Raw genomic sequence first — 24,234 nt, 5'->3', positions numbered from 1 at the left:
TACTGTTGCAGGCACTGCCCGCGTTCGCGTGGGCGGGCTGCCAACCCAATACAAGAACAGCAAGGGGCGCATGCATATGAAAGGGTTGTGGGGGCTGGGCAAAGCCCTGACCGTGGTCTTCTGGTGGGTGGTGCTGATGAATCTGCTGATGCCGGCAGAGAAGCCTTTTCATGTATTGATCAACGCGGCCGGGGCCGGGTTGCTGGGGCTGCACTTTCTCGAAGTGTTGCTGTTCAACGGTTGCCTGCGTGAGCGCAGCCACCGCTGGTTCGACCGCCTGCAAATCCTGCTGGTGGGCATTTTCCATATTCAATCTATTCCGGCTCCGCGCCAGGAGGCACCTCATGCGTAAGTGGTTATTGCTGGCAGCGATGTTCAGCCCGTTGGCATTGGCTGATGCGATCAGCGTGGCTGCACATTCGGTGTTGCGCCTGCCGAACAAGTCCAGCGTCGTCCATCTGCAGCGCCTTGAAGTGGCCGATTCGGCAACCCTGTTGCTGCCGGCGAGCCTGGTCGAACTGAAAGTCGACGAATTGCAGTTGGGGCGCGAGGCGCGTATCGCCATTGTGCCGGCGGATGCACCGCTGAAGATCGAAGTGCTGCGGGCGTCGTTGGGGGCGGGTAGCGAGTTCGCCGCGCACGGGGCGCCGGGTACCTATGAAAAGCCGGCGCGGCCGGGTCGCAACATTGAACTGAAGGTGCTGGCGCTGGACGCCACGCAGTTGGCCGTTGATGCCCGTGGCGGGGCTGGGGCGCCAGGCTACGTTGGCTTGGATGGGGCCAACGGCAAGGCCGGTGGCTGCACTTGGGGCCAGGCTTCACGCGGGGCCAATGGTGACAACGGCGGCAACGGCCATGACGGCGCGGCGGGCGGTCAGGTGCGCCTGGTGTTGCCGTCGAACTATCCGGATGAGCAGATCAAGGTTCGTCTTGAGGGCGGGGCCCCGGGTGTACCGGGTGCTGCCGGCAAACCGGGGGCGGGCGGGGCGAGCAAGGGTTGCCTGGTGTATCGCACCGATGCCGGGCCTGCGGGTCGGCCAGGGGCGGCAGGGCAGCCGGGGTTGGCGGGGTCTGCGGGTGAGCTGACGGTACAGCGCTTGTAACTCCCCCCCCCAAAAAAAAGCCTTACCCAAACCTCTGTGGGAGCCGGCCTTGCCGGCGATTGAGCGCAAAGCGCTCACCGATGTGGGCTGGCAGTGCTGGCCTCATCGCCGGCAAGGCCGGCTCCCACAGTGCGTACTGTCGCTCAGAACATCAACCGGGAAGTGGCCACCACGACCACCGCCACCCCCAGCAACAGATTGAACCCCACCACCCGGCGGATCCTGCCCATCACCGCCGCGCCGGCCTGCCAGTCCTCTTCCTGCACCGCCTTGCGCAACTCCGGCAGCAACAGCGACTGCACCCGGATAAACAACGCGGTCATCGCGATAAACCCGCCAATCATCACCTGCACATATTTAGGTGCGGTTTCAAACCCGGCAAAGCGCATGTGGATCATCCCCACGCCACTGATCGCCAGCACCGCAATCGCCACCCAGACCCAGCCGAAAAAACGCTGAAACACTTCTACCCAGAGGCGCAACCGCGCCGGTCCGTCCAGGGCTACAACGGCCGCCGGGCGCAGGACCAGCCAGGCGAAGAACATGCCGCCGACCCAGACCAGGGCGGCCAGGACATGCAGGCTATAGGGCAGGGCAAAAGCAGTCATCGGGAACTCCGTTCGGCGCAAGGGGCAATAGCGGGGTATGATAGCGGCCCATTCGAAACACTGAAAATTTATCCAGCCCTTCGGGCGCGCCCACACCATGATCAGCACCGAACTCAAATCCCAGATTCAGGGCGCCTATTCGCGTTTTCTCGAAGCCAAGAGCCTCAAACCACGCTATGGCCAGCGCCTGATGATTGCCGAAGTGGCCAAGGTGCTGGGCGACATTGCCGTGGACGACGAAGGGCGCCGCAGCGGTGACCCCGCCGTGGTCGCGGTCGAGGCTGGCACCGGTACCGGCAAGACGGTCGCCTACAGCCTGGCGACGATTCCGGCCGCCAAGGCCGCCGGCAAACGCCTGGTGATCGCCACCGCCACCGTGGCTCTGCAAGAGCAGATCGTGTTCAAGGACCTGCCCGACCTGATGCGCAACAGCGGGCTGAATTTCACCTTCGCGCTGGCCAAGGGCCGTGGGCGCTACCTGTGCCTGTCCAAGCTCGACCAGCTGTTGCAGGAAGGCCACGCGCAAACCGCCACGGCGCAGCTGTTCGAGGAAGAAGGCTTCAAGATCGAGGTGGATGAGGTCAGCCAGAAGTTGTTCACCAGCATGATCGAGAAGCTCGCCGGGAACAAATGGGACGGCGACCGTGACAGCTGGCCGGTCGCGCTGGAGGATCAGGACTGGTCCCGCGTGACCACCGACCACAGCCAGTGCACCGGCCGCCACTGCCCGAACTTCGGCCAGTGCACCTTCTATAAAGCCCGTGAAGGCATGGGCAAGGTCGATGTGATCGTCACCAACCACGACATGGTCCTGGCCGACCTGGCCCTGGGCGGCGGTGCGGTATTGCCCGACCCGCGCGACACCATGTACGTGTTTGACGAAGGCCATCACCTGCCAGACAAGGCCATTGGGCACTTCGCCCATTACAGCCGCCTGCGCTCCACCGCCGACTGGCTGGAAACCACGGCCAAGAACCTGGCCAAGCTGCTGGCGCAGAACCCGCTGCCGGGCGACCTGGGCAAGTTCATCGAACAGGTGCCGGAGCTGGCGCGGGAAATCAAGGATCAACAACAGTTCATGTTCGCGGCCTGCGAGCAGGTGGCCGACTTCCGCCCCGGTGAAGACATGGAAGGCCGCGACCGGCCGCGCCATCGCTTTGTTGGCGGGGTGGTGCCGGAACACATGCGCGAGATGGGTATCGAGCTGAAGAAAGGCTTCGGCCGCCTCACCGACCTGTTCACCCGCCTGACCGACCTGCTCAAGGAAGGGATGGACGCTGAAGTCAGCATCGGCATCCCGAGCCACCAGGCCGAAGAATGGTACCCGCTGTTCGGCAGTTTGCTGGTACGTGCCCAGGGCAACTGGGACCTGTGGACCGCCTTCACCGCCGAAGACCCTGAAGACAGCCCGCCCATGGCGCGCTGGCTGAGCCTGGCGGAAACCGGTGCGCTGTTCGACATCGAGGTCAATGCCAGCCCGATCCTGGCCGCCGAGATGCTGCGTCGCAACCTGTGGAATGTCGCCTATGGCGCCCTGGTAACCTCGGCGACGCTCACCGCGCTGGGCAAATTCGACCGCTTCCGCATGCGCGCCGGCCTGCCCAAGGACGCCGTCACCGCCGTGGTGCCGAGCCCGTTCCACCACACCGATGCCGGTGTGCTGCGGGTCCCGGACCTGCGCGCCGACCCGCGCGACGCCCCGGCCCACACCGCCGCGATCATCCGCGACCTGCCGGAGTTGGTGGAAGGTTCGCGCGGCACCCTGGTGCTGTTCTCCTCGCGCAAGCAGATGCAGGACGTGTTCGACGGCCTGGACCGCGACTGGCGCAAGCAGGTGTTCATCCAGGGCAACCTGTCCAAGCAGGAAACCCTGAACAAGCACAAGGCGCGGGTGGACGGCGGCGATACCAGCGTGCTGTTCGGCCTGGCCAGTTTTGCCGAGGGTGTCGACTTGCCAGGTGCCTACTGTGAGCACGTGGTCATCGCCAAGATCCCCTTCGCGGTGCCGGATGACCCGGTCGAAGCGGCCCTGGCCGAATGGATCGAAGCCCGTGGCGGCAACCCGTTCATGGAAATCGCCGTGCCCGACGCCTCGCTGCGCCTGATCCAGGCCTGTGGCCGCCTGCTGCGGACCGAAGAAGACCGCGGCACCATCACGCTGCTCGACCGTCGAGTAGTCACCCAGCGCTACGGCAAGGCTATTCTCAATGCATTGCCGCCGTTTCGCCGGGAAATTTCCTGACCCTCGGTGCTGAATGCCCCGAGGCGTTGTCTATTTGCGAGATCGAGGCCCGACCGGGCCTTCAAGGAGAACTCCAGCCTTATGTTGCGCCGTACCCTGCCTGCCGTATTTGCACTGATGTTCAGCACGCCATTGCTGGCCGGACAACAGACGCTGTTCAACTTCGTTCGCCCGGCCGCCGTGGTCAATGTACAGACCGAGGATGCCAGCCTGCCGCAATACAACGCCGAGCAGACGGCCAGCGGCGAGGTGCTGCGCCGCGTGGTGTTCAACCCGGTGGAGCGACCGAACCTCAAGCTCAGCCCGCAGACCGGTGCCTGGGACTGGTCCAGCGCCACGGCCATGACCTTGCGCCTGCAGAGCGGGATGGACTGGGCGCTGACCGTTGATGTCACGGTGCAGAGCAATGACGGGCGCACCCTCACCAGCCGCATCGACCTGCCGGCGGGGCCTGCGCAAACCGTCCTGGTGCCGCTGGTTGCCAGCTCGCCGCTGAGCCAGGGCATGCGCGTCGGCCCACCGATGCCATGGACCCACGAAGGCCAGCGCGTACTGCTGAGCAGCAGTGCCGGCGAAATCGACCTCAAGCAGGTGGTCTCGGTCACTTTGTCGATGAGCAAGCCCAATGTGGCCCAGAGCATCCTGATCGAGCGCTTTGGCGTGCAGGACGACGACCTGCTGCAAAAAGCCGCCTACAACGGCCTGATCGATGGCTACGGCCAGTTCAGTCGTGGCCGCTGGCCGGAAAAGATCAGCAACGACGAGCAACTCAAGACCGGCGCTGCGCGTGAGCAGCAACAGCTCAAGGGTTGGCTGGCCGAGCATGCCAAGCTCAAGCAGGACAAGTTCGGCGGCTGGACCGGCGGCGAGAGCTTCCCGGCCAAGGGCTTCTTCCGTACCGAGAAACGAGACGGGCGCTGGTACCTGGTGACCCCGCAAGGGCATCCGTTCTATTCGCTGGGCGTGAACGCCGTGGCGGCGGACGGCGGGCGGACCTACGTGGCCGGCCGTGAAGCGATGTTCAGCAGCTTGCCGCAAGAGGGCCAGGCGCTGGCGCAGTTCTACGGCGAGGGCAACAACCACGACGGCAACGGCTCGTCCAAGGGGCGCAATTTCGACCAGGGCCGCTGGTTCGACTTCTATGCGGCGAACCTTGAGCGCACCTATGGCAAGCCTTGCACGCCAGTGAGCACAGAGCTCAAGGCCAAGGGTGAACACCTCGCCAGCCCATGCCCGGCACCGGCGTTCGATGCGTCGCGTTGGCAAGCGCACAGTCTTGATCGCTTGCAGGCCTGGGGTTTCAACACCGTGGGCAACTGGAGCGATTCCGAACTTGAGAAGAGTGATCGGGTGCCCTACACCTTGCCGTTGGCGATTGTCGGCGACTACACCAGTATCAGCACCGGCATGGACTGGTGGGGCGCGATGCCCGACCCGTTCGACCCGCGCTTTGCCATGGCCACCGAGCGCGCCGTGGCCATTGCCGCCCGCGACCATCGCGACGACCCATGGCTGATTGGCTACTTTGCCGACAACGAACTGTCCTGGGCTGCCCCGGGCAACGACCCGAAAGCCCGCTACGCGCTGGCCTACGGCACCTTGCGCCTGACCACCGACGTACCGGCCAAGCGCGCCTTCCTCAAGCAATTGCGTGACAAGTACCGCAACCAGGAAGGGCTGTCCAAGGCCTGGGGTATCAACCTCACGGCGTGGGAACTGATGGAAGACCCAGGCTTCGAGCCGCCGCTGCCGAACCCGGAACATCCGGAAATCGAAGCGGACTTCAAATACTTCCAGCAGGTGTTTGCCGAGACCTACTTCAAGACCATCTCCGATTCGCTGAAATGGCATGCGCCGAACCACCTGTTGCTGGGTGGCCGCTTCGCCGTGAGCACCCCGGAAGCGGTCAAGGCCTGCGCGCAGTACTGCGACGTGCTGAGCTTCAACGTCTACGCGCCCAAGCCGCAGGACGGCTATGACTTCAGCCAGCTCGCGGCGCTGGACAAGCCGGTGCTGGTCTCGGAGTTCCAGTTCGGCTCCCGTGATCGCGGGCCGTTCGGGCCGGGGCCGATGGAAGTGGCACGCGAGGAAGACCGTGGCCCGGCCTATGCCGCGTTCCTCAAGGCGGCAGCAGCGGAGCCGTCGATTGTCGGCGCGCACTGGTTCCAGTACCTCGATCAACCGGCCAGCGGTCGCCTGCTGGATGGCGAAAACGGCCACTTCGGCCTGGTCGGGATTACCGACGTGCCGTTCCCGGGCTTTGTCGACAGCGTGCGCAAGGCCAACCTGCAACTGCTGGAGCAACTGAGCAAGCCGGTGGCCAAACCCAAGCCGCAAGGCTGAGGTCGACCATCTGACCACAATCTGTTCCCAAATCGGCTTCGGGCTGAAACAATGCACGCCACTTTGTAGTCAGGTTGTGCAGGAGTCGTTGGGTGCAGATTCAAGGTCATTACGAGCTCAAGTTCGAAGCAGTGCGTGAAGCCTTTGCCGCGCTCTTCGAGGATCGTCAGGAGCGCGGCGCCGCGCTGTGCATTCAGGTCGGTGGCGAAACGGTCCTCGACCTCTGGGCCGGCAGCGCCGACAAGGACGGCAGCGAGGCCTGGCACAGCGACACCATCCTCAACCTGTTCTCCTGCACCAAGACCTTCGCAGCCGTCACGGCGCTGCAACTGGTGGGCGAGGGCAAGCTGGCCCTGGATGCCCCGGTTGCACGTTACTGGCCCGAGTTCGCCCAGGCCGGCAAAGAGGCGGTGACCCTGCGTCAGTTGCTCTGCCACCAGGCCGGGCTGCCGGCGATTCGCGAGCTGATGGCCGCCGAAGCCCTGTACGACTGGCAAACCATGGTCGACGCCCTGGCCGCTGAAGCGCCTTGGTGGACGCCGGGCACCGCCCATGGCTATGCCGCCATTACCTATGGCTGGCTGGTGGGCGAGCTGATTCGCCGCGCTGATGGCCGTGGGCCGGGCGAGTCGATCGTGGCCCGCACGGCCAAGCCGCTGGGGCTGGATTTCCATATCGGCCTGGCGGACGAAGAGTTCCACCGCGTGGCGCATATCGCTCGCGGCAAGGGCAACATGGGTGATGAAGCGGCCAAGCGCCTGTTGAAGGTGACCATGACCGAGCCGCAGGCCCTGTCGACCCGCGCCTTCACCAACCCGCCGGCGATTCTCACCAGCACCAACAAGCCCGAGTGGCGGCGCATGCAGCAGCCGGCGGCGAATGGTCACGGCAACGCGCGCAGCCTGGCCGGTTTCTATGCCGGCCTGCTCGACGGCAGCCTGCTCGAATCGGAACTGCTGGATGAGTTGACCCGCGAACATAGCCTGGGCGACGACATGACCCTGTTGACCCAGACGCGCTTCGGCCTGGGCTGCATGCTCGACCAGCCTGCGGTTGCCAACGCCACCTTCGGCCTGGGCGCACGCGCCTTCGGGCATCCGGGCGCTGGCGGCTCGGTGGGCTTTGCCGACCCGGAGTACGACGTGGCATTTGGCTTCGTCACCAATACCCTCGGCCCTTACATCCTCATGGACCCGCGCGCACAGAACCTGGTGCGGATTCTGAAAAGCTGCCTTTGATCGGGCAGCACCTGTGTATTTGCAACCCTTTGGCTATTCTGCACTCCAACGGTGTCCGTTGGCGGCTCCTTTTTCCTTCATTTTCATGGTGTATCAGTGATGTCTTCACATAAAACCTTAGCTCTCGCCCTGTGCCTGGCCGTGACCGGTTGCGCGCAGCACCCGCAGAACGCCTCGGCAGACAGCGGCCTCAGCAGCTGGTGGCCATTCGGTTCGGACCAGGTGGCCGACCAGGAAGTGAAGGCAGTGGTGGTTGAAAAGGTCGCCAAGGCCGATGCCAAGTCCGAAAGCGCCAGCCGCTGGTGGTGGCCGTTCGGTGACAGCGAAAAGGTCGAGGCCAAGGCGGCCGTACCGAAGATCGACACCAAGGCCACCCAGGCCTGGCTCGATGCCAACGAGCCGAAAATGCGCGAAGCCATCAAGGACAGCAAGCTGGAGCTGGAGCGTCGTGAAGACGTGCTGGTCGTGACGCTGCCGGTCGACAGCGGCTACAACCCGGATCGCCCGGCGATGTTGCTGCCAGTCACCCTGGGCCCGATCACCCGCGTCGCGAAAGTGCTTGAAGCCGACAACAAAACCTCCGTGCTGATCCTCGGCCATGCCGACACCAGCGGCGCCGCCGCTGCCAACCAGAAGCTGAGCCAGGAACGCGCCAGCTCGGTGGCCGCGATCTTCCGTCTCAGCGGCCTGCAACGTGACCGCCTGACCTTGCGCGGCATGGGCTCGGTGATGCCACGTGCGGCCAACGACAGCCTGCAAGGCCGCTCGCTGAACCGTCGTGTGGAATTGATCCTGACCCCGCGCGAGACCATGGTGGCACTGCTCGCCAAGTACCAGCAGCCAACCCCGAGCCCGGCGGAGCTGGTGGCCGTGCAGGACGCCAAGCCGGCGGTCAAGCCTGTCGCCAAGCCTGCTGCCAAAGCCGCTGCCAAGCCTGCGGCGAAGAAAGCGGCCACCACGGCCAAGAAAGCAGCGCCAGCCAAGGCCGCTGCTGCACCGAAAAAAGCGCCTGCGGCAAAACCTGCCGCGAAAAAAGCCGCGCCGGCCGACAAGAAAGTCGCCGCCAACAACAGCCCTGCGAAGACCAACTGATCGTCAAGGAACGCTGTAATGACCCAAACCCTGGCTGATATGCGCCGCGACTACACCCGAGATGGCCTGAGCGAAGCCCAGGCGCCGGTGGAGCCGTTTGCGCTGTTCCATCAATGGTTCGCCGATGCGGTCAAGACCGAGCAGCCGCCGGTCGAAGCCAACGCGATGATGCTGGCCACCGTGGACGGCGAAGGCCGGCCACATTGCCGGGTGTTGCTGCTCAAGGGGCTGGATGAGCAGGGCTTCACCTTCTTCACCAACTACGAGAGCGCCAAGGGCCAGCATCTGCTGGCCAACCCGCGCGCGGCAATGACCTTCTTCTGGCCGACCCTGGAGCGCCAGGTGCGCATTGAAGGCCAGGTGGTCAAGGTCACGGCGCAGGAGTCGGACGCGTATTACCAGGTGCGCCCACTGGGCAGCCGCCTGGGCGCCTGGGCTTCGCCGCAGAGCCGGGTGATTGCTGATCGTGGTGAGTTGGAAGGTTTGCTCAAGGCCACCGAGCAGCGCTTCAGCGATACTCAGCCAGACTGCCCGGAGCATTGGGGCGGCTATCGTTTGCTGCCCGAGCGCATCGAGTTCTGGCAAGGTCGCCCGAGCCGCCTGCATGACCGCCTGAACTACCGCCTGGAGCAGGGCACCTGGGGGCGCGAGCGCCTGGCACCTTAAACGCCGTATTCGGCGGCCGCGCGTTCCAGCCAGGCCGCCAGTTCCTTTCGTTTGACCTTTTTCGCGCGGGCGTTGTCCAGACGTTCAAGCATGAACGCGCGTTTGTCTTCATCGTCACCGGCGAACGAAAGCGCCAGGTCGCGGTCCATCCAGCGCTTGATGCGCACATACAGCCAGCCATGAAAATACAGGCCCGCGAGGGTGGTGATGGCGATGATGAAGTAATCCATGTCTATCCTTGTCTGCTAGGTACGTGCAAGCAGGTGCAGCTGCACCGACTGTACTGAAGCTGAATGGAAGCAATTTAATACTTTGCGTGCCGTGACAGCCGTCAATACGCGGAGTTTAATGACACCCTGTCTTCTGGAGATGATCCTATGCGTAAATCTGCTCTGCTGGTGGCTTCGTTCACCGTGATGTCGTTGTTGCTGGGCGGCTGCGCCTCCAGCCTGACCGGCGACTCCTATTCCCGTGAAGATGCGCGCCGTGTGCAGACCGTGCGCATGGGGACCATCGAATCCTTGCGTCCGGTGAAAATCGAAGGCACCAAGACCCCAATCGGCGCAGGCGCCGGTGCCGTGGTCGGCGGCGTGGCCGGTAGTGCCGTGGGTGGTGGCAAGGGCAGCATCGTTGCTGCCGTGATCGGTGCGGTAGCCGGCGGCCTGCTGGGCTCGGCAACCGAAGAAGGCCTGACCCGCACCCAGGGTGTTGAAATCACCGTGCGTGAAGACGACGGCAGCATGCGCGCCTACGTGCAGGCAGTTCAGGAAAACGAGATTTTCCGTGTCGGCGAGCGCGTGCGCATCATGACCGTCAACGGTACCAGCCGCGTTTCTCACTGATTTAACGCCGCAAAAAACATCGCGGGACTAGCCCGCTCCCACAGGTTCATTGAGAACCTTGTGGGAGCGGGCTAGTCCCGCGATTGTTTTGTGCCTTTGAATCAGGCGGTGGCTTGCTTGCGACTGGCGAGTGCCGTCACTGCATAACCGATTACCGCCGCCAGGATCGACCCGGTGAGGATACCCATGCGGTCCATGCCGGCAAATTCACTGGCACCCGGCACGAAGGCCAGCGAACCGACAAACAGGCTCATGGTGAAGCCGATGCCGCAGAGGATCGCGACCCCCAGCACCTGACCCCAGTTGGCCCCTGCAGGCAAGGACGCGATGCCGATCTTGACGGCCAGCCAGGTCAAGCCAAACACCCCGACCGTCTTGCCCAGCAGCAGGCCGGCAGCGATACCCATCGGTACATGGTGGGTGAAGCTTTCCAGCGTCACGCCGCTCAACGACACGCCGGCGTTGGCGAAGGCGAACAGCGGCAGGATGCCGTAGGCCACCCACGGGTGCAGGGCGTGCTCGAGGGTCATCAATGGCGATGGCTCGGCGTTCTTGGTGCGCATCGGAATGCACAAGGCCAGGGTCACGCCGGCCAGCGTCGCGTGCACGCCGCTCTTGAGTACACATACCCAGAGAATCAGGCCGATGATCATGTACGGCCCAAGCTTGATCACGCCCAGCCGGTTCATCAACACCAGCGCTATCAAGCAGGCCGCCGCCAGCATCAGCGACAGGCTCGACAGGGTGCCGGAGTAGAACAGGGCGATGACGATGATCGCGCCCAGGTCGTCGATGATCGCCAGGGTCATCAGGAACAGTTTCAGCGAAACCGGAACCCGCTTGCCCAGCAGCGCCAGTACGCCCAGGGCGAAGGCGATGTCGGTGGCCATCGGGATGGCCCAGCCGGCGATAGCCGCCGGGTTGTCCTTGTTGAGGAACCAGTAGATCAACGCCGGCACGACCATGCCACCAATAGCGGCAGCGCCCGGCAGGACGATTTGCGAGGGTTTGGACAGGTGGCCGTCGATGATCTCGCGTTTGACCTCAAGGCCGATCAACAGGAAAAACAGGGCCATCAGGCCGTCGTTGATCCACAGCAGCAAGGGTTTGGCGATCTCCAAGGCACCGATCTGGGTGACCACTGGAACCTGCAACAAGCCGTTGTACAAGTACGACAACGGCGAGTTGTTGATGATCAGGGCCAGGGCAGCTGCAGCAATCAATAACAGACCGCTGGCAGCTTCCAACTGAAAGAAACGAGTGAAAGTGCTACGCAGAGGCAAGGTTGCTCCTCCATCCTGATTTAAGAAAAGGTGGCACACCCTAACCCGTACGGTTAGTCATTAAAACAAAAGTTATATTCTTTTTTGTTATAAGCTGTTGCCTTGCCGCCACTGCCGACAAGGCCGCCTCCCACACTGTACATAGGCAATCATTGTGGGAGCCGGCCTGCCGGCGTTGCGGGGCTTACAGCCCCAACATGCTCTTGGCCACGGCCTCGGCGATGCGGATCCCGTCAACCCCGGCGGAGAGAATCCCGCCCGCGTAGCCGGCGCCTTCACCTGCCGGGAACAGGCCCTTGAGGTTCAGGCTCTGGTAGCTGGCGTCACGGGTGATGCGCAGCGGCGAGGAGGTCCGCGTCTCGATGCCGGTCAACACCGCGTCGTGCAGGTTGTAACCCTTGATCTGCCGATCAAACGCCGGCAGGGCTTCGCGAATCGCTTCGATGGCGAAGTCCGGCAGGGCCAGTGCCAGGTCGCCCAGGCTTACGCCCGGCTTGTACGACGGCTCGACACTGCCAATCGCGGTCGACGGCTTGCCGGCGACAAAGTCACCGACCAGTTGCGCCGGCGCTTCATAGTTGCTGCCACCCAGCACGTAGGCGTGGGCTTCCAGGCGCTCCTGCAACTCGATACCGGCCAGCGGGCCACCCGGGTAGTCCTGCTCGGGGGTGATCCCGACGACGATACCGGAGTTGGCGTTGCGCTCGTTGCGCGAGTACTGGCTCATGCCGTTGGTGACCACACGACCTGGCTCGCTGGTCGCGGCCACTACCGTGCCGCCCGGGCACATGCAGAAGCTGTACACCGAGCGACCGTTTTTGGCGTGGTGCACCAGCTTGTAGTCGGCGGCGCCGAGTTTCGGGTGCCCGGCATACTTGCCCAGGCGCGCCTGGTCGATCAGCGATTGCGGGTGCTCGATACGGAAACCGATGGAGAACGGCTTGGCTTCCATGAACACGCCACGGGCGTGGAGCATGCGGAAGGTGTCGCGGGCACTGTGGCCCAGCGCCATGACCACGTGGCGCGATTCGATCTGCTCGCCGCTTTCCAGTACCACACCGTTCAACTGGTCGTCGTCGATCAGCAGTTCGGTGACTTTCTGTTCGAAGCGTACTTCGCCGCCCAGCTTAATGATTTCTTCACGCATGGTCTCGACCATGCCGGTCAGGCGGAAGGTACCGATGTGCGGCTTGTTGACGTAGAGAATCTCGTCCGGCGCGCCGGCCCTGACGAACTCGTGCAACACCTTGCGGCCGTGGTGTTGCGGGTCCTTGATCTGGCTGTACAGCTTGCCGTCGGAGAAGGTCCCGGCACCGCCTTCGCCAAACTGCACGTTGGACTCGGGGTTGAGCACGCTTTTACGCCACAGGCCCCAGGTGTCCTTGGTGCGCTGGCGCACTTCCTTGCCGCGTTCGAGGATGATCGGCTTGAAGCCCATCTGGGCCAGCAACAGGCCGGCGAAAATCCCGCACGGGCCAAAACCGACCACTACCGGGCGCTCGGTCAGGCCTTCGGGCGCATGGCCGACGACCTTGTAGCTGACATCCGGGGCGGTGTTGACGTTGTGATCGTCGGCGAATTTGGCGAGCACGGCGGCTTCGTCGCGCACGCTCAGGTCGATGGTGTAGATGAACAGCATTTCGCTGTTCTTCTTGCGGGCATCGTAGCTGCGCTTGAACAGGGTGAAGTCCAGCAGCTGGTCGTCGCTGACCCCCAGGCGCTGCACGATGGCTTCGCGCAGGGCTTCGTCGGGATGGTCCAGCGGCAACTTCAGTTCAGTGATTCGTAGCATGACAGGGTCCAGTATCCCGGCCATGAATGGGCCGGCGGCTTTGCACAAACCGCCAAGTATAAGCTGTTCAACGCCGTGCAGGCAGCTTAAACGCCGCCTGCCGATGGTCAGTCGTTGCGCGCGCCGCCGAAGTAGGCGCAACCACGCATCGCCTGGCCGTCCACGCGCAGCTCGGCACTCAGGTGGCTGACGGCGCCAGTCATGCTGTCGACGCAGCGTTGCGGGGCGACCCACAGGTCGACGCGCTGGCCGTTGGCCTCGGTGCTGAGGGTGTAGCGCCCGTCCGGCAGTTGCTCTTCCAGGTAGGGTACGGCCAGCTCGGGCACGCCCGGGCGGCTCAGTACCATGCCTTTGCCGCCGGCCTTGAGGTCCCAGTCTGGCTCGTTGCCATGGGCGCGTACGGTCAGGCGCTTGAAGTTCGGGTCGCCGCAGTCGTTGTGCGAGTGCTCGATGCGGTAGAGCTTCTGCACATCCAGCTGGCCGTCATTGCCGGCAACCTTGCTGCCGCCCAGGTTGCCGCGCAGGTCGGCGAACAGCGGGCCGGGGGTGGCTGCCAGCGCCACGGCTTCCTGCAGGATGCCGGTGCTGCCACCATCGGTGATGGCGAAGCGCCGGGTTTCGCTGCACGGCTTGAACAGCAACTGGCCGCCGGCCGCCGTGAGTTCGCCCTGCATGCGGGTCTGGCCGGCGGTGGACTCCACCGGCTTTTCGTTGAGCATCTGGCAACCGCCAAACAGGGGCAGCAGGGCGACTAGCAACAGCGAAGGGGCGGCACGCATCGAGGGAACTCCGGAATCTCGATCAGAAAGTGCCGCCACGTTACGCAGGCTGACGCGCAATCACAAGGTTTCAGCCGACCAGGTAGGTCTGCCCGGTCTGCAGGCCTTCGACGCTCTTGGCGTAGGCCAGGGCAACATCGGCGGCCGGCACTGGCTTGAAGCCGCGGAAGTACGGGGCGTAGCCCTCCATGGCTTCGACCAGCACGGTCGGGCTGATCGAGTTGACGCGGATGCCGCGTGGCAGCTCGATGGCGGCGGCGCGCACAAAGGCGTCAATCGCGCCATTGACCAGGCTGGCGGAGGCACCTGCGCGGATCGGGTCACGGTTGAGAATGCCGCTGGTAAAGGTGAACGAGCCGCCATCGTTGATGAACTCGCGGCCGATCAGCAGCAGGTTGACCTGGCCCATCAGCTTGTCTTGTAGGCCCAGGGCGAAGCTTTCTTCCGTCATCTCGGCGAGCGGGGCGAAGGTGACGTTGCCCGCCGCGCAGACCAGCGCGTCAAAGCGGCCGGTTTGGGCGAACAGGCGGCGGATCGAGGCGCTGTCGCTGATGTCGACCTGGAAGTCGCCGCTGCTGCGGCCGATATGCACTACGTCATGACGCTGAGCCAGTTCAGTTGCGACAGCCGAACCGATGGTGCCGTTGGCGCCGATCAAGAGGATTTTCATGGGGCAGTTCCTTGCGGTCAGGTGAATGTCGTACCAGTCTAGGGTGGATTTTTCCGTAGATAAGCGTGCTAATAGGCAACCTTTGGTTTTCGTATGGAAACAATCCAATGAGCGACCTGGACGATCTGGCGGCGTTTGCCGTGTTGATGGATGCGGGCAGCTTCACCCAGGCTGCGCAGCAGCTGGGCTGGAGCAAGGGCCAGTTGTCCAAGCGCATCAGCCAGCTGGAGGCCAGCCACTCGGTCAAGTTGTTGCACCGCACCACGCGGCGCCTGAGCCTGACGGCGGCGGGGGCGATGTTGCTGCCGCAGGCGCAGGCTTTGGTGCGGCAGATGGAAGGGGCGCGGCAGACCCTGGCCATGCTCAAGGATGAACTGGCCGGCCCGGTGCGCATGAGCGTGCCGGTCTCGCTGGGGGAGACGTTCTTCGAGGGCTTGCTGCTGGAGTTCGCCCTGGCGCATCCGGACATGCAGGTGGAACTTGAGTTGAACAATGGTTATCGCGATTTGCTCGGCGATGGCTTCGACCTGGCGATCCGCACCGATGTGCAGAGCGATGCGCGCCTGGTGGCGCGGCCGCTGCTGGCGATGCAGGAGCTGACCTGTGCCAGCCCGGGGTATCTGGCACGCTATGGTGAGCCGCAAAAGCCGGCAGACCTGAGCCAGCACCGCTGCCTGCTCAACAGCCACTATCAGGGCCGCGAGGAGTGGCTGTACCACCAGCAGCATGCGTTGTTGCGGGTGCCGGTGTCCGGGCCGTTTGCCAGCAACCATTACAGCTTGCTGAAGAAGGCGGCATTGCTGGATGCCGGTATCGCCCGGCTGCCGTCGTACATGCTGGCCAGTGAGCTGGCGGATGGGCGCTTGAAATGGTTGCTGCGGGATTTCCAGACGCGCAGCACACCGATGTTCCTGGTGCACCCGTATCAGGGGGCGATGCCCAAGAGGGTCCAGGTGCTGGTCGACTACCTCAGCCGCTGGTTCCAGCGGGGTAGTCGGGTGTTGGGGGCGCTGTAGATACTGCCACCCGCACTATGTAGCCGCTGCCGTGAGGCTGCGCTCGCCTGCATGGCAGGCGTCGCCTTTGGGAGCCCTTGCGGACTCCAGCGCAGCCTGCCGGCAGCGGCTACGAAAACTGTATTGCTAAGGCCGGTTGAAATGCCGCGCAATCAGATGATCCAGCGACCAGCGCCCCGGCCCCTTGGCAATCAGGTACAGCAATACCGCCGCCCAGGTCCCGTGCACCGGGTAGGCATCGGGGTAGACGAATATCTCGATCACTGCCGTCATCCCCAGCAGCGCCAGGGCGGCAAAGCGTGTCCCCAGGCCGATCAGCAGCAACACCGGGAACACATGTTCCGCCGTTGCCGACAAGTGGGCTGCCAGTTCCGGCGACAGCAGCGGCAGCTTGTATTCGTTCTGGAACAGGTACACCGCCGAACTGCTCAGGTGCGGCCAACCCAGCTCGAAGGTGCCGTTGAACAGGTCGATGGCAAAGCCTTCCACCTTGGTCTGCCCGGACTTCCAGAACACGGCCGCTATCGAAAAGCGCCCAAGAAACGCGATCAGGCTGTGCGGGATGCGTTCGAACAGCGCAAACAGGCGGCTGACAAACGCAACGCTGGGGGATGTGTTCATGATGGCTCCAGTTCGGTGATGGCGCTGTGACGGATCAGCAAGGCAAGGCTTGGGCCTGCATCGAATTCGGGGGCAAGCGGCAGCGCTGCTACGACGGCATCGGCAAATCCTTCGCCGCGTTGCAACGCCTGGATGAATACGGCGCTGGCAGACGGCAGCGGTAGCAGCAACACCTCCAGGCCATCGCGCAGCACCAGCAGCTGTTCTGCCTGTGCCAGGTGAATACTGGCCAGGTCGCCGATGCCTTGATGGGCCGTCCACAGGGAATACACGGGATGTTTTGACGTGAGTACCGCCAGGCCCGGGCGTAGCTTCATGCGCAGTTGCATCAGTTGTTCGGGCTGTTGGAGATACGCGCCCAGCGCTTGCGCGCTGATCACCGGGCAGTCCGCCGCGTGATAGGCCTCGACGCGCAGGCGCTCCAGGCGCGCGACATCTCCCAGGTAAGGCAGGCTGGCGGCTGGCTCGAAACGATCAATGAAGTCCGCGAAGTCCTGCCCGTAGTTCACCAGTACCGGGGAGCGCGGAGGACTGTGCTCGATGAACACCCGGGCCATGGCCTGGAAGAACGCGCTGCCGACCAATTGCTCGACCACCGGGTAGCTGTCGGACAATGCCGCCGTCAGTGAGCTGAATACATTGTTGCGGTACACCGCGAAACGACTGGCGGCAGCGTCGCCCGCGAACAGCTCGCTGGGGCAGGCGGCCTGCGGGGCGAGCAGGGCTACACTGAACAGTGCCTGGGTGTTCATTGCCGGGCTCCCTGGCGATCCAGCAGGCGCTGCGCCTGGCCAGCCTCGGCCAGCAACACGTCCAGTGCTGGCACCTCGTTGTCACGCTCGATCAAGGTGGCGACCGGCCCGATCATCTCCAGCACCTGCTGGTAAAGCGCCCAGACGGCCTGGGCAATCGGCGCCGAGTGGCTGTCGATGAGCAGTTGCTCGCCGCTGCTGTCGAGGTCTTCGCTGAACCCGGCCAGGTGGATCTCGCCCACGGCGTGCAAGGGCAGGGCGTGCAGGTAGTCGGCAATGGACCAGTGATGGTTGCTGCAGGACACATGGATGTTGCACACGTCCAGCAGCAGCCCGCAGCCGGTGCGGCGTATCACCTCGTTGATGAACTGCGGCTCTTCCAGGCTGGAACCCCGAAATTGCAGATAGGTCGCGGGGTTCTCCAGCAGCATGCGCCGGCCCAGGGTGTGCTGGACCTGATCGATATGGTCACAGACGCGGTCCAGGCTGGCCTGGTCGTATTGCAGCGGCAGCAGGTCATTGAGAAAGCACGGGCCATGGGTGGACCAGGCCAGGTGCTCGGAAAAAGATTCGGGCTGGTAGCGGTCCAGCAGGGTTTTCAGGCGTTGCAGGTGCAGTGCGTCCAGCGCGGCGTCGGCGCCGATGGACAGGCCGACGCCGTGGATCGACAGGGCATAGCGCTCACGCAGCAGCCCCAGGTAATGGTGGAACGGCCCACCATCGACCATGTAGTTCTCGGCGTGTATCTCCACAAAGCCCAGGGCCGGCTCGCTACTGAGCAAGGCCTCGAAGAACGCCGGCTTGAGCCCCAGCCCGGCCTGGGCTGGAAGCTCGCAGGCGCGGGCCTGGGTGTTGCGGTTGCAGGGGAACGTACGCATGCTCGAATACCCAGGCCCAAGCGCTATTACGATTTTGGCGTGAAGGCAGCCATTTGCCCGAAGCCGGTGGGCGAGGTGCTGCTGGCGGTTTTTTCACAGGTGCCTTTGGGTACCAGTTTCCAGGCATTGGCCTGGTCGTTCATTTTTGCGGTACCGGCGCAGGTGGTGCCGGCGCCTGCGGCGCAGTCGTTCTTGCCTTTCATGGCCACACCGAAGCATTTTTCCATGTCGTCGGCGGCATGCGCAGGCATGGCGGCGAGGCCGATGGCCGAACCAAGGGCCAGTACCAGGGTGGCGGTGGTGAGGGTCTTGTTGTTCATGGTGAATCTCCAGAGAGGGGATAAGGCGGTTCATGCACCGCTTGTATCTCTAGAGCAGGAAGGTTGGCTGGCGTTACAGCCACCCATAAAAAATGCCCCGGCTTGTGAAAGAAGGGGCATTTTTCTACCGCTGGGCGTCAACCACCCAGGTAGGCATCACGCACTTTCGGGTCGGTCAGCAGGGCTTCGCCCGTGCCTTCCATTACCACCCGGCCGTTTTCCAGTACATAGGCGCGATCGGCGATTTTCAGCGCCTGGTTGGCGTTCTGCTCGACCAGGAACACCGTCACCCCGTCCTTGCGTAGCTGCTCAATGATGTCGAAAATCTGCTGGATGATGATCGGCGCCAACCCCAGCGACGGCTCATCCAGCAGCAACAGCTTGGGCTTGCTCATCAGCGCCCGGCCAATGGCGAGCATCTGCTGCTCACCACCAGACATGGTGCCGCCACGCTGGGCGAAGCGCTCCTTGAGCCGAGGGAACAGGTGCAGGACCTTGTCCATCTGCTCCTGGAAATCGCCCTTCTCGGTGAAGAAACCGCCCATCGCCAGGTTCTCTTCCACGGTCAGGCGAGAGAACACGCGACGGCCTTCCGGCACCACCGCAATGCTCTTGCGCATGATGTGCGCCGAGGACTGGCCGACCAGCTCTTCACCCATGTAGCGGATGCTGCCGCTGTGCGCCTGCGGCGAGCCGCACAAGGTCATCAGCAGGGTCGATTTGCCAGCGCCGTTGGCACCGATCAGGGTGACGATTTCGCCCTGGCGGATCTCGACGTTGACGCTGTGCAGCGCCTGGATCTTGCCATAGAAGGTGGAAACGTTTTCGAACTGCAGCATTTACGCTTCCCCCAGGTAGGCTTTGATCACTTCAGGGTTGTCACGGATCTGTTCCGGGGTACCGTCGGCCAGCGGGGTGCCCTGGTTGATCACCACGATATGGTCGGAAATGCTCATGACCAGTTTCATGTCGTGTTCGATCAGCAGCACGGTGACGTTGTGCTCTTCACGCAGCAGGCTGATCAGTGCCTTGAGGTCTTCGGTTTCCTTGGGGTTCAAGCCCGCCGCCGGTTCGTCGAGCATGAGGATCCGCGGGCGGGTCATCATGCAGCGGGCGATTTCCAGGCGCCGTTGCTGACCGTAGGCCAGGGTTCCGGCGGTACGGTTGGCGAACTCGGTGAGGTTGACCTTTTCCAGCCAGAACTGGGCAAAGTCCATCGCCTCGCGCTCGCTGCGACGGAACCCCGGGGTCTTGAACAGGCCGGCAAAGAAGTTGGTGTTCAGGTGCCGGTGCTGGGCGATCAGCAGGTTCTCCAGCGCGGTCATTTCCTTGAACAGACGAACGTTCTGGAAGGTCCGCACCACGCCCTTGCGGGCGATCTCGTGGCCGGCCAGGCCCTGGATAGGCTGGCCGTCGAGCAGGATGCTGCCGCCGCTCGGCTTGTAGAAACCGGTCAGGCAGTTGAACACGGTGGTCTTGCCGGCGCCGTTCGGGCCGATCAGCGCCACCACTTGTTTTTCCTTGACGGACAGGGCCACGCCGTTGACCGCCAACAGGCCGCCGAAGCGCATGCTCAGGCCGCTTACTTGCAGAATTTCACGGCTCATCGACGCAGCTCCATATGGGGACGTTGCATAGGCAGCAAGCCCTGCGGACGCCAGATCATCATCAGGACCATCAGGGCGCCGAACATCAGCATCCGATACTCACTGAATTCGCGCATCAGCTCAGGTAGCAGGATCATCACGATGGCCGCGAGAATCACGCCCAATTGCGAGCCCATGCCGCCCAGAACAACAATGGCGAGGATGATTGCCGATTCGATGAAGGTGAACGATTCCGGGGTCACCAGGCCCTGGCGCGCGGCAAAGAAGCTACCGGCGAAACCAGCGAAGCAGGCGCCCAGGGTGAAGGCCGACAGCTTGATGATGGTCGGGTTCAGGCCCAGGGCCCGGCAGGCGATCTCGTCTTCACGCAGCGCTTCCCAGGCACGCCCGATCGGCATGCGCAGCAGGCGGTTGATCACGAACAACGCCAGCAGTGCCAGGCACAAGGCAACCAGGTAGAGGAACACTACCTTGTTCACCGAGTTGTACTGCAGGCCGAAGAACTCGTGGAAGGTCTGCATGCCTTCGGCGGCGGTACGCTCGAAACTCAGGCCGAAGAAGGTCGGCTTGGGAATGTTGCTGATGCCGTTCGGGCCGCCGGTAAGCTCGGTGAGGTTACGCAGGAACAGGCGGATGATTTCCCCGAAACCGAGGGTCACGATCGCCAGGTAGTCACCGCGCAGACGCAATACCGGGAAGCCCAGCAGGAAGCCGAAGGTGGCTGCCATCAGGCCGGCAATCGGCAGGCAGATCCAGAAGCTCAGGCCGAAGTAGTGCGACAGCATGGCGTAGCTGTAGGCGCCGACGGCATAGAAGCCGACATAACCCAGGTCGAGCAGGCCCGCCAGACCGACCACGATGTTCAGGCCCAGCCCGAGCAGTACGTAGATCAGGATCAGGGTGGCGATGTCGACCGCGCCGCGCGAGCCGAAGAACGGCCAGATCAGCGCTGCGACGATCAGGCCCATGATGATGTAGCGCTGGGTGCGCGGCAGGGTCAGGAAGTTGCTGACCTTGGGCGAAACCAGCGAGCCTTTCGGCCCGGACTTCATCAGGGCGCTCCATTGCTTGTCGAACAGCACGCGCAGGAACATCAGCACCGAACACACGGCGATCACGGTCAAGGTCAATGGACCCTGGCCATGCACTTCAAGGTTGATGCCGACGATGCTGAGCTTCAGGCCCAGTACCGGGAAGGCCACGGCCCAGACCAGCAAGGCGCTGAAAAACGCCGATTTGAGATGTCTGTTCATACTTTTTCAACCTCCGGACGGCCCAGAATGCCGGTCGGCCGGAACAACAGCACCAGAACCAATAGACCGAATGCCACCACGTCCTTGTACTGGTCGCCGAAGATGTCGGCGCCGAAGGCTTCGGCCACCCCGAGCACCAGGCCACCGAGCATCGCGCCCGGGATACTGCCGATGCCACCCAGCACGGCCGCGGTGAAGGCCTTCAGGCCCACCAGGAAACCGGCGTTGGGGTTGATCACGCCGTACTGCATGCTCAGCAGTACCGCCGCCACGGCCGCCAGGGCGGCACCGATGACGAAGGTCAGGGCGATGATGTTGTTGGTGTTGATACCCAGCAGGTTGGCCATCTTGATGTCCTCGGCACAGGCGCGGCAGGCGCGGCCCAGGCGAGAACGGGAGATGAACAGGGTCAAGCCGGTCATGGCGATCAGGGTGACCACGAAGACCAGAATCTGCATGTAGGAAATCAGGACTTCTTCCGCGCCGCCCGGGCCGAAGGAGAAGCTCCCCGGGATCAGGTTGGGAATGGATTTGTCCTTGGAGTCCTGCGAGAGCAGAACCGTGTTTTGCAGGAAGATCGACATGCCGATGGCCGAGATCAGCGGGATCAACCGGTTGCTGTTACGCAAAGGGCGGTAGGCGACCCGTTCGATACTGTAGCCGTAGGCACTGGTTACGAGGATCGTCGCGACGAACGCGGCGGTCATCAATATCGGCAGTGAGTGAATACCCATCATGGCCAGCCCGGCAAGGGCGATAAAGGCCACGTAGGAGCCAATCATGTACACCTCGCCATGGGCGAAGTTGATCATTCCAATGATGCCGTAAACCATTGTGTAGCCAATGGCTATCAAGGCATAGGTGCTGCCAATGGTCAGGCCATTAACCAGCTGTTGGAAGAAGTGATAGATCTCAGGCATTACAGCGCTCCTAAAAACCTGATACGCATTTCACTGGTGGGGGTGAGCCCGGCGCGGCCTTGTGGTCTTGAGCCACCTCGACACGTGCACTGCCAGAGAACCGCTGGTGACGGTTTTAAGATTTTCAGGTGAACCCACTCCCGGATCGCGGGAATCGGGCCCATGAACCTCGTAAAACAAAGCCCACTGCTCGCACAGTGGGCTTGTGGTCATGAGTCAGACGGGATTACTGAGGAGAAACTTCGGTTTTAGGTTTGCCGAAATGCCATTCGTAGACCACGAACTTGAAGTCTTTCAGGTCGCCCTTGGCGTCGTACGACAGCTCGCCGGTTGGGGTTTTGAAAGTACCGGCGTGGATGGCTTCAGCCACCTTGGCGGTGTCTTCGGACTTGGCCGCCTTGATGCCTTCGGCGATCAGTTCAACAGCCGAGTAGGCCGGGAACACGAACGGGCCGCTTGGGTCCTTGCCGTCAGCCTTGATCGCGTCAACGATGGCTTTGTTGGCCGGGTCAGCGTCGAAGGATTTTGGCAGGGTGACCAGCAGGCCTTCGGAAGCGCCCTGGGCGATTTGCGAGATGGAGTCGTTGCCGACGCCTTCTGGGCCCATGAACTTGGCTTTCAGGCCTTTTTCCTGGGCTTGGCGCAGGATCAGGCCCAGCTCTGGGTGGTAGCCGCCGTAGTAGACGAAGTCGACGTTGGCTTGCTTGAGCTTCTGGATGATCGAGGAGAAGTCCTTGTCGCCAGCGTTCAGGCCTTCGAAGACGGCAACCTTGGTGCCTTTGCCTTCGAGGGTCTGCTTGACTGCGGTGGCGATGCCTTCACCGTATTGCTGCTTGTCGTGCAGTACGGCAACCACTTTAGGCTTCACGTGGTCGGCGATGTAGTTGCCGGCCGCTGGGCCCTGGGCGCTGTCCAGGCCGATGGTGCGGAACATCAGCTTGTAGCCACGCGCGGTGATTTCCGGGCTGGTGGCAGCTGGGGTGATCATGATCACGCCTTCGTCTTCGTAGATGTCGGACGCAGGCTGGGTGGAGCTGGAGCACAGGTGGCCAACCACGAACTTGACGCCGTCGTTGACCACTTTGTTGGCGACGGCTACGGCCTGTTTAGGGTCGCAGGCATCGTCGTATTCCTTGGCTTCGAGCATCTTGCCATCGATACCGCCTTTGGCGTTGATGTCCTTGATGGCTTGCTTGGCGCCAACGAACTGCATGTCGCCGTACTGAGTAACCGGGCCGGTTTTCGGGCCGGCGATGCCGATCTTGATGGTATCGGCTGCAAACGAATGGCTGGCAACCCCGGCCAGTACCATTGCGGCAAACAGCTTGGAAATCTGCTTAGTAGCCTTGCTCATAGTGCTCCACTCATTCTGTTGTAATTTTTATAGTCCTGGCGGCCAGGGCAACAGGACCGGATCGGGAACATCGGTACGGCCACGCCGTACCGCAGGCCCCGCTTGTCCCGGAAAATGCCCCGGCAACTGTACCGGTACAGTGTAGAGCGCCGCTTGATCGCTTGAAAAGCGGGCCTTTCGGGGCAAAATCCAGGGGTGTCGCCTAATTGACACAAAGATTCAAAAAAGCGCCATTACCTGGCTGGTATTTCCCGCTACTGCGGCGCTTTCTTATCCTTGCCGATCAATTACTTATTTGAAACTGGGTTTTTCTGCAAAAATACCGACCTTTAAGCCGTCGAATTATTTCTGGTAGGAACCCATGACAGATCAACCAAGCACCCTCTATGCCAAATTGCTCGGCGAGACGGCAATCATTGAGTGGAAAGCACTGGAGCGTTTTTGGGCCAAGGGTGACCTGATTTGGGTCGAGCCGAGTGTGGACCTGATCGAAGTGGCACAGGCAATGGCCGAGAACCGTAGCGAAACCTTCGCCCAATGGCGCAATGCTGGCACCGTTGGACCCCTCAGCGCAGAGCGTGCGCTAGACCTTCAGACGCGGGATCCGCAGATCTGGGCGGTGGTGGTTTCGCCGTTCATCGTGATTCAGGAAAAGAAGCCGCACTGATTTGGTGCGCGAAAATGAGCAGCCTGCAGTTTTTGGTGCGCAGGAGCGTTCAGGCGGGGTGGTTGTTGGTAACAGTGGGTGTGATTTAAAAAGGCGCGGTAACAGTTGAACGCATCGCGGGACCCGCCCGCTCCCACACAGAGCCATGCACTGTGGGAGCGGGCGGGTCCCGCGATGGGCCGCAAGGC

General features: G+C 62.8%; 25 protein-coding genes. 10 read left to right on the top strand and 15 right to left on the bottom strand.

Annotation, left to right across the window (positions count from 1 at the left end; translation table 11 throughout):
• Positions 1-76: 76 nt before the first annotated feature.
• Together M5G11_RS18640 and M5G11_RS18635 are read left to right on the top strand one after the other, a co-directional pair.
• Positions 77-352: a DUF1145 domain-containing protein gene (locus M5G11_RS18640; RefSeq protein ID WP_273909791.1), complete on the top strand. Its 276-nt coding sequence runs from the start codon at positions 77-79 to the stop codon at positions 350-352.
• Positions 345-1,103: a collagen-like protein gene (locus M5G11_RS18635; RefSeq protein WP_273909792.1), complete on the top strand. Its 759-nt coding sequence runs from the start codon at positions 345-347 to the stop codon at positions 1,101-1,103. The genes M5G11_RS18640 and M5G11_RS18635 overlap by 8 nt, the downstream gene beginning before the upstream one ends.
• A gap of 143 nt (positions 1,104-1,246) precedes the next feature.
• Here M5G11_RS18635 and M5G11_RS18630 read toward each other — a convergent pair whose 3' ends face one another.
• Entirely contained in the window at positions 1,247-1,711 is a 465-nt protein-coding gene (locus M5G11_RS18630; protein ID WP_273909793.1) for a CopD family protein, read from the bottom strand.
• 97 nt (positions 1,712-1,808) lie between these two features.
• On the opposite strand from M5G11_RS18630, the gene dinG reads away from it, so the two are divergent.
• From dinG to pdxH, 5 genes are all read left to right on the top strand, one after another.
• Positions 1,809-3,953 carry an ATP-dependent DNA helicase DinG gene (dinG, locus tag M5G11_RS18625; RefSeq protein WP_273909794.1) on the top strand — a complete coding sequence of 715 codons (2,145 nt, stop codon included), beginning with the start codon at positions 1,809-1,811 and terminating at the stop codon, positions 3,951-3,953.
• Positions 3,954-4,034: 81 nt separating this feature from the next.
• Entirely contained in the window at positions 4,035-6,296 is a 2,262-nt protein-coding gene (locus M5G11_RS18620; protein WP_273909795.1) for a beta-galactosidase, read from the top strand.
• A gap of 92 nt (positions 6,297-6,388) precedes the next feature.
• The gene (locus M5G11_RS18615) at positions 6,389-7,534 is read left to right on the top strand and encodes a serine hydrolase domain-containing protein (RefSeq protein WP_273909796.1); all 1,146 of its coding nucleotides are present in this window, start codon (positions 6,389-6,391) and stop codon (positions 7,532-7,534) included.
• Between the two features lie 99 nt (positions 7,535-7,633).
• Complete coding sequence (locus M5G11_RS18610) at positions 7,634-8,626, top strand: OmpA family protein (protein WP_273909797.1); 993 nt, start codon at positions 7,634-7,636, stop codon at positions 8,624-8,626.
• Between the two features lie 18 nt (positions 8,627-8,644).
• Positions 8,645-9,292 (top strand): pyridoxamine 5'-phosphate oxidase, encoded by a 648-nt coding sequence (gene pdxH / locus M5G11_RS18605; RefSeq protein ID WP_273909798.1) that lies wholly within the window; start codon positions 8,645-8,647, stop codon positions 9,290-9,292.
• Here pdxH and M5G11_RS18600 read toward each other — a convergent pair.
• Positions 9,289-9,522 carry a hypothetical protein gene (locus M5G11_RS18600; RefSeq protein ID WP_273909799.1) on the bottom strand — a complete coding sequence of 78 codons (234 nt, stop codon included), beginning with the start codon at positions 9,520-9,522 and terminating at the stop codon, positions 9,289-9,291. The two genes, pdxH and M5G11_RS18600, sit on opposite strands and share 4 nt — an antisense overlap.
• Positions 9,523-9,669: 147 nt before the next feature.
• Between M5G11_RS18600 and M5G11_RS18595 the strand changes: the two genes are divergently transcribed.
• Positions 9,670-10,134: an outer membrane lipoprotein gene (locus M5G11_RS18595; RefSeq protein WP_273909800.1), complete on the top strand. Its 465-nt coding sequence runs from the start codon at positions 9,670-9,672 to the stop codon at positions 10,132-10,134.
• Positions 10,135-10,235: 101 nt separating this feature from the next.
• Here M5G11_RS18595 and nhaA read toward each other — a convergent pair whose 3' ends face one another.
• The 4 genes from nhaA to M5G11_RS18575 form a co-directional block, all read right to left on the bottom strand.
• Positions 10,236-11,417, bottom strand: a complete 1,182-nt coding sequence (nhaA, locus tag M5G11_RS18590) for a Na+/H+ antiporter NhaA (protein ID WP_273909801.1) — start codon at positions 11,415-11,417, stop codon at positions 10,236-10,238.
• A 184-nt stretch (positions 11,418-11,601) separates the two neighbouring features.
• A complete protein-coding gene (locus M5G11_RS18585) occupies positions 11,602-13,209 on the bottom strand; it encodes an NAD(P)/FAD-dependent oxidoreductase (protein ID WP_273909802.1) in 1,608 nt (535 codons plus the stop codon).
• Between the two features lie 107 nt (positions 13,210-13,316).
• Positions 13,317-13,988 (bottom strand): COG3650 family protein, encoded by a 672-nt coding sequence (locus tag M5G11_RS18580; protein ID WP_273909803.1) that lies wholly within the window; start codon positions 13,986-13,988, stop codon positions 13,317-13,319.
• Between the two features lie 70 nt (positions 13,989-14,058).
• A complete protein-coding gene (locus M5G11_RS18575; protein ID WP_273909804.1) occupies positions 14,059-14,658 on the bottom strand; it encodes a short chain dehydrogenase in 600 nt (199 codons plus the stop codon).
• A gap of 107 nt (positions 14,659-14,765) precedes the next feature.
• Between M5G11_RS18575 and M5G11_RS18570 the strand changes: the two genes are divergently transcribed.
• Entirely contained in the window at positions 14,766-15,674 is a 909-nt protein-coding gene (locus tag M5G11_RS18570) for a LysR family transcriptional regulator (RefSeq protein ID WP_273909805.1), read from the top strand.
• Between the two features lie 126 nt (positions 15,675-15,800).
• Here M5G11_RS18570 and M5G11_RS18565 read toward each other — a convergent pair whose 3' ends face one another.
• From M5G11_RS18565 to M5G11_RS18525, 9 genes are all read right to left on the bottom strand, one after another.
• Positions 15,801-16,295 (bottom strand): DoxX family protein, encoded by a 495-nt coding sequence (locus tag M5G11_RS18565; RefSeq protein WP_273909806.1) that lies wholly within the window; start codon positions 16,293-16,295, stop codon positions 15,801-15,803.
• Entirely contained in the window at positions 16,292-17,047 is a 756-nt protein-coding gene (locus tag M5G11_RS18560; RefSeq protein ID WP_273909807.1) for an HvfC/BufC N-terminal domain-containing protein, read from the bottom strand. The genes M5G11_RS18565 and M5G11_RS18560 overlap by 4 nt, the downstream gene beginning before the upstream one ends.
• Positions 17,044-17,925 (bottom strand): MNIO family bufferin maturase, encoded by an 882-nt coding sequence (gene bufB / locus M5G11_RS18555; protein ID WP_273909808.1) that lies wholly within the window; start codon positions 17,923-17,925, stop codon positions 17,044-17,046. Before bufB ends, M5G11_RS18560 begins: the two co-directional genes overlap by 4 nt.
• 26 nt (positions 17,926-17,951) lie before the next feature.
• The gene (locus M5G11_RS18550) at positions 17,952-18,245 is read right to left on the bottom strand and encodes a BufA1 family periplasmic bufferin-type metallophore (protein WP_273909809.1); all 294 of its coding nucleotides are present in this window, start codon (positions 18,243-18,245) and stop codon (positions 17,952-17,954) included.
• 137 nt (positions 18,246-18,382) lie between these two features.
• Positions 18,383-19,084: an ABC transporter ATP-binding protein gene (locus M5G11_RS18545; protein ID WP_273909810.1), complete on the bottom strand. Its 702-nt coding sequence runs from the start codon at positions 19,082-19,084 to the stop codon at positions 18,383-18,385.
• Positions 19,085-19,852 carry a high-affinity branched-chain amino acid ABC transporter ATP-binding protein LivG gene (gene livG, locus M5G11_RS18540; RefSeq protein WP_273909811.1) on the bottom strand — a complete coding sequence of 256 codons (768 nt, stop codon included), beginning with the start codon at positions 19,850-19,852 and terminating at the stop codon, positions 19,085-19,087. It abuts the gene before it with no gap.
• Positions 19,849-21,105 (bottom strand): high-affinity branched-chain amino acid ABC transporter permease LivM, encoded by a 1,257-nt coding sequence (locus M5G11_RS18535; protein ID WP_273909812.1) that lies wholly within the window; start codon positions 21,103-21,105, stop codon positions 19,849-19,851. Before M5G11_RS18535 ends, livG begins: the two co-directional genes overlap by 4 nt.
• Positions 21,102-22,025, bottom strand: coding sequence for a high-affinity branched-chain amino acid ABC transporter permease LivH (livH, locus tag M5G11_RS18530; protein ID WP_273909813.1), 924 nt, complete (start codon positions 22,023-22,025; stop codon positions 21,102-21,104). The genes M5G11_RS18535 and livH overlap by 4 nt, the downstream gene beginning before the upstream one ends.
• Positions 22,026-22,251: 226 nt before the next feature.
• On the bottom strand, positions 22,252-23,379 hold the full coding sequence (locus M5G11_RS18525; protein ID WP_273909814.1) for a branched-chain amino acid ABC transporter substrate-binding protein: 1,128 nt from the start codon (positions 23,377-23,379) through the stop codon (positions 22,252-22,254).
• A gap of 361 nt (positions 23,380-23,740) precedes the next feature.
• Between M5G11_RS18525 and M5G11_RS18520 the strand changes: the two genes are divergently transcribed.
• Entirely contained in the window at positions 23,741-24,046 is a 306-nt protein-coding gene (locus M5G11_RS18520; protein WP_273909815.1) for a DUF2288 domain-containing protein, read from the top strand.
• Positions 24,047-24,234 lie beyond the last annotated feature (188 nt).

It is taken from the genome of Pseudomonas fontis, from assembly GCF_028656955.1.
GTDB lineage: Bacteria > Pseudomonadota > Gammaproteobacteria > Pseudomonadales > Pseudomonadaceae > Aquipseudomonas > Aquipseudomonas fontis.
This window is presented reverse-complemented; position numbering and strand designations above follow the sequence as displayed.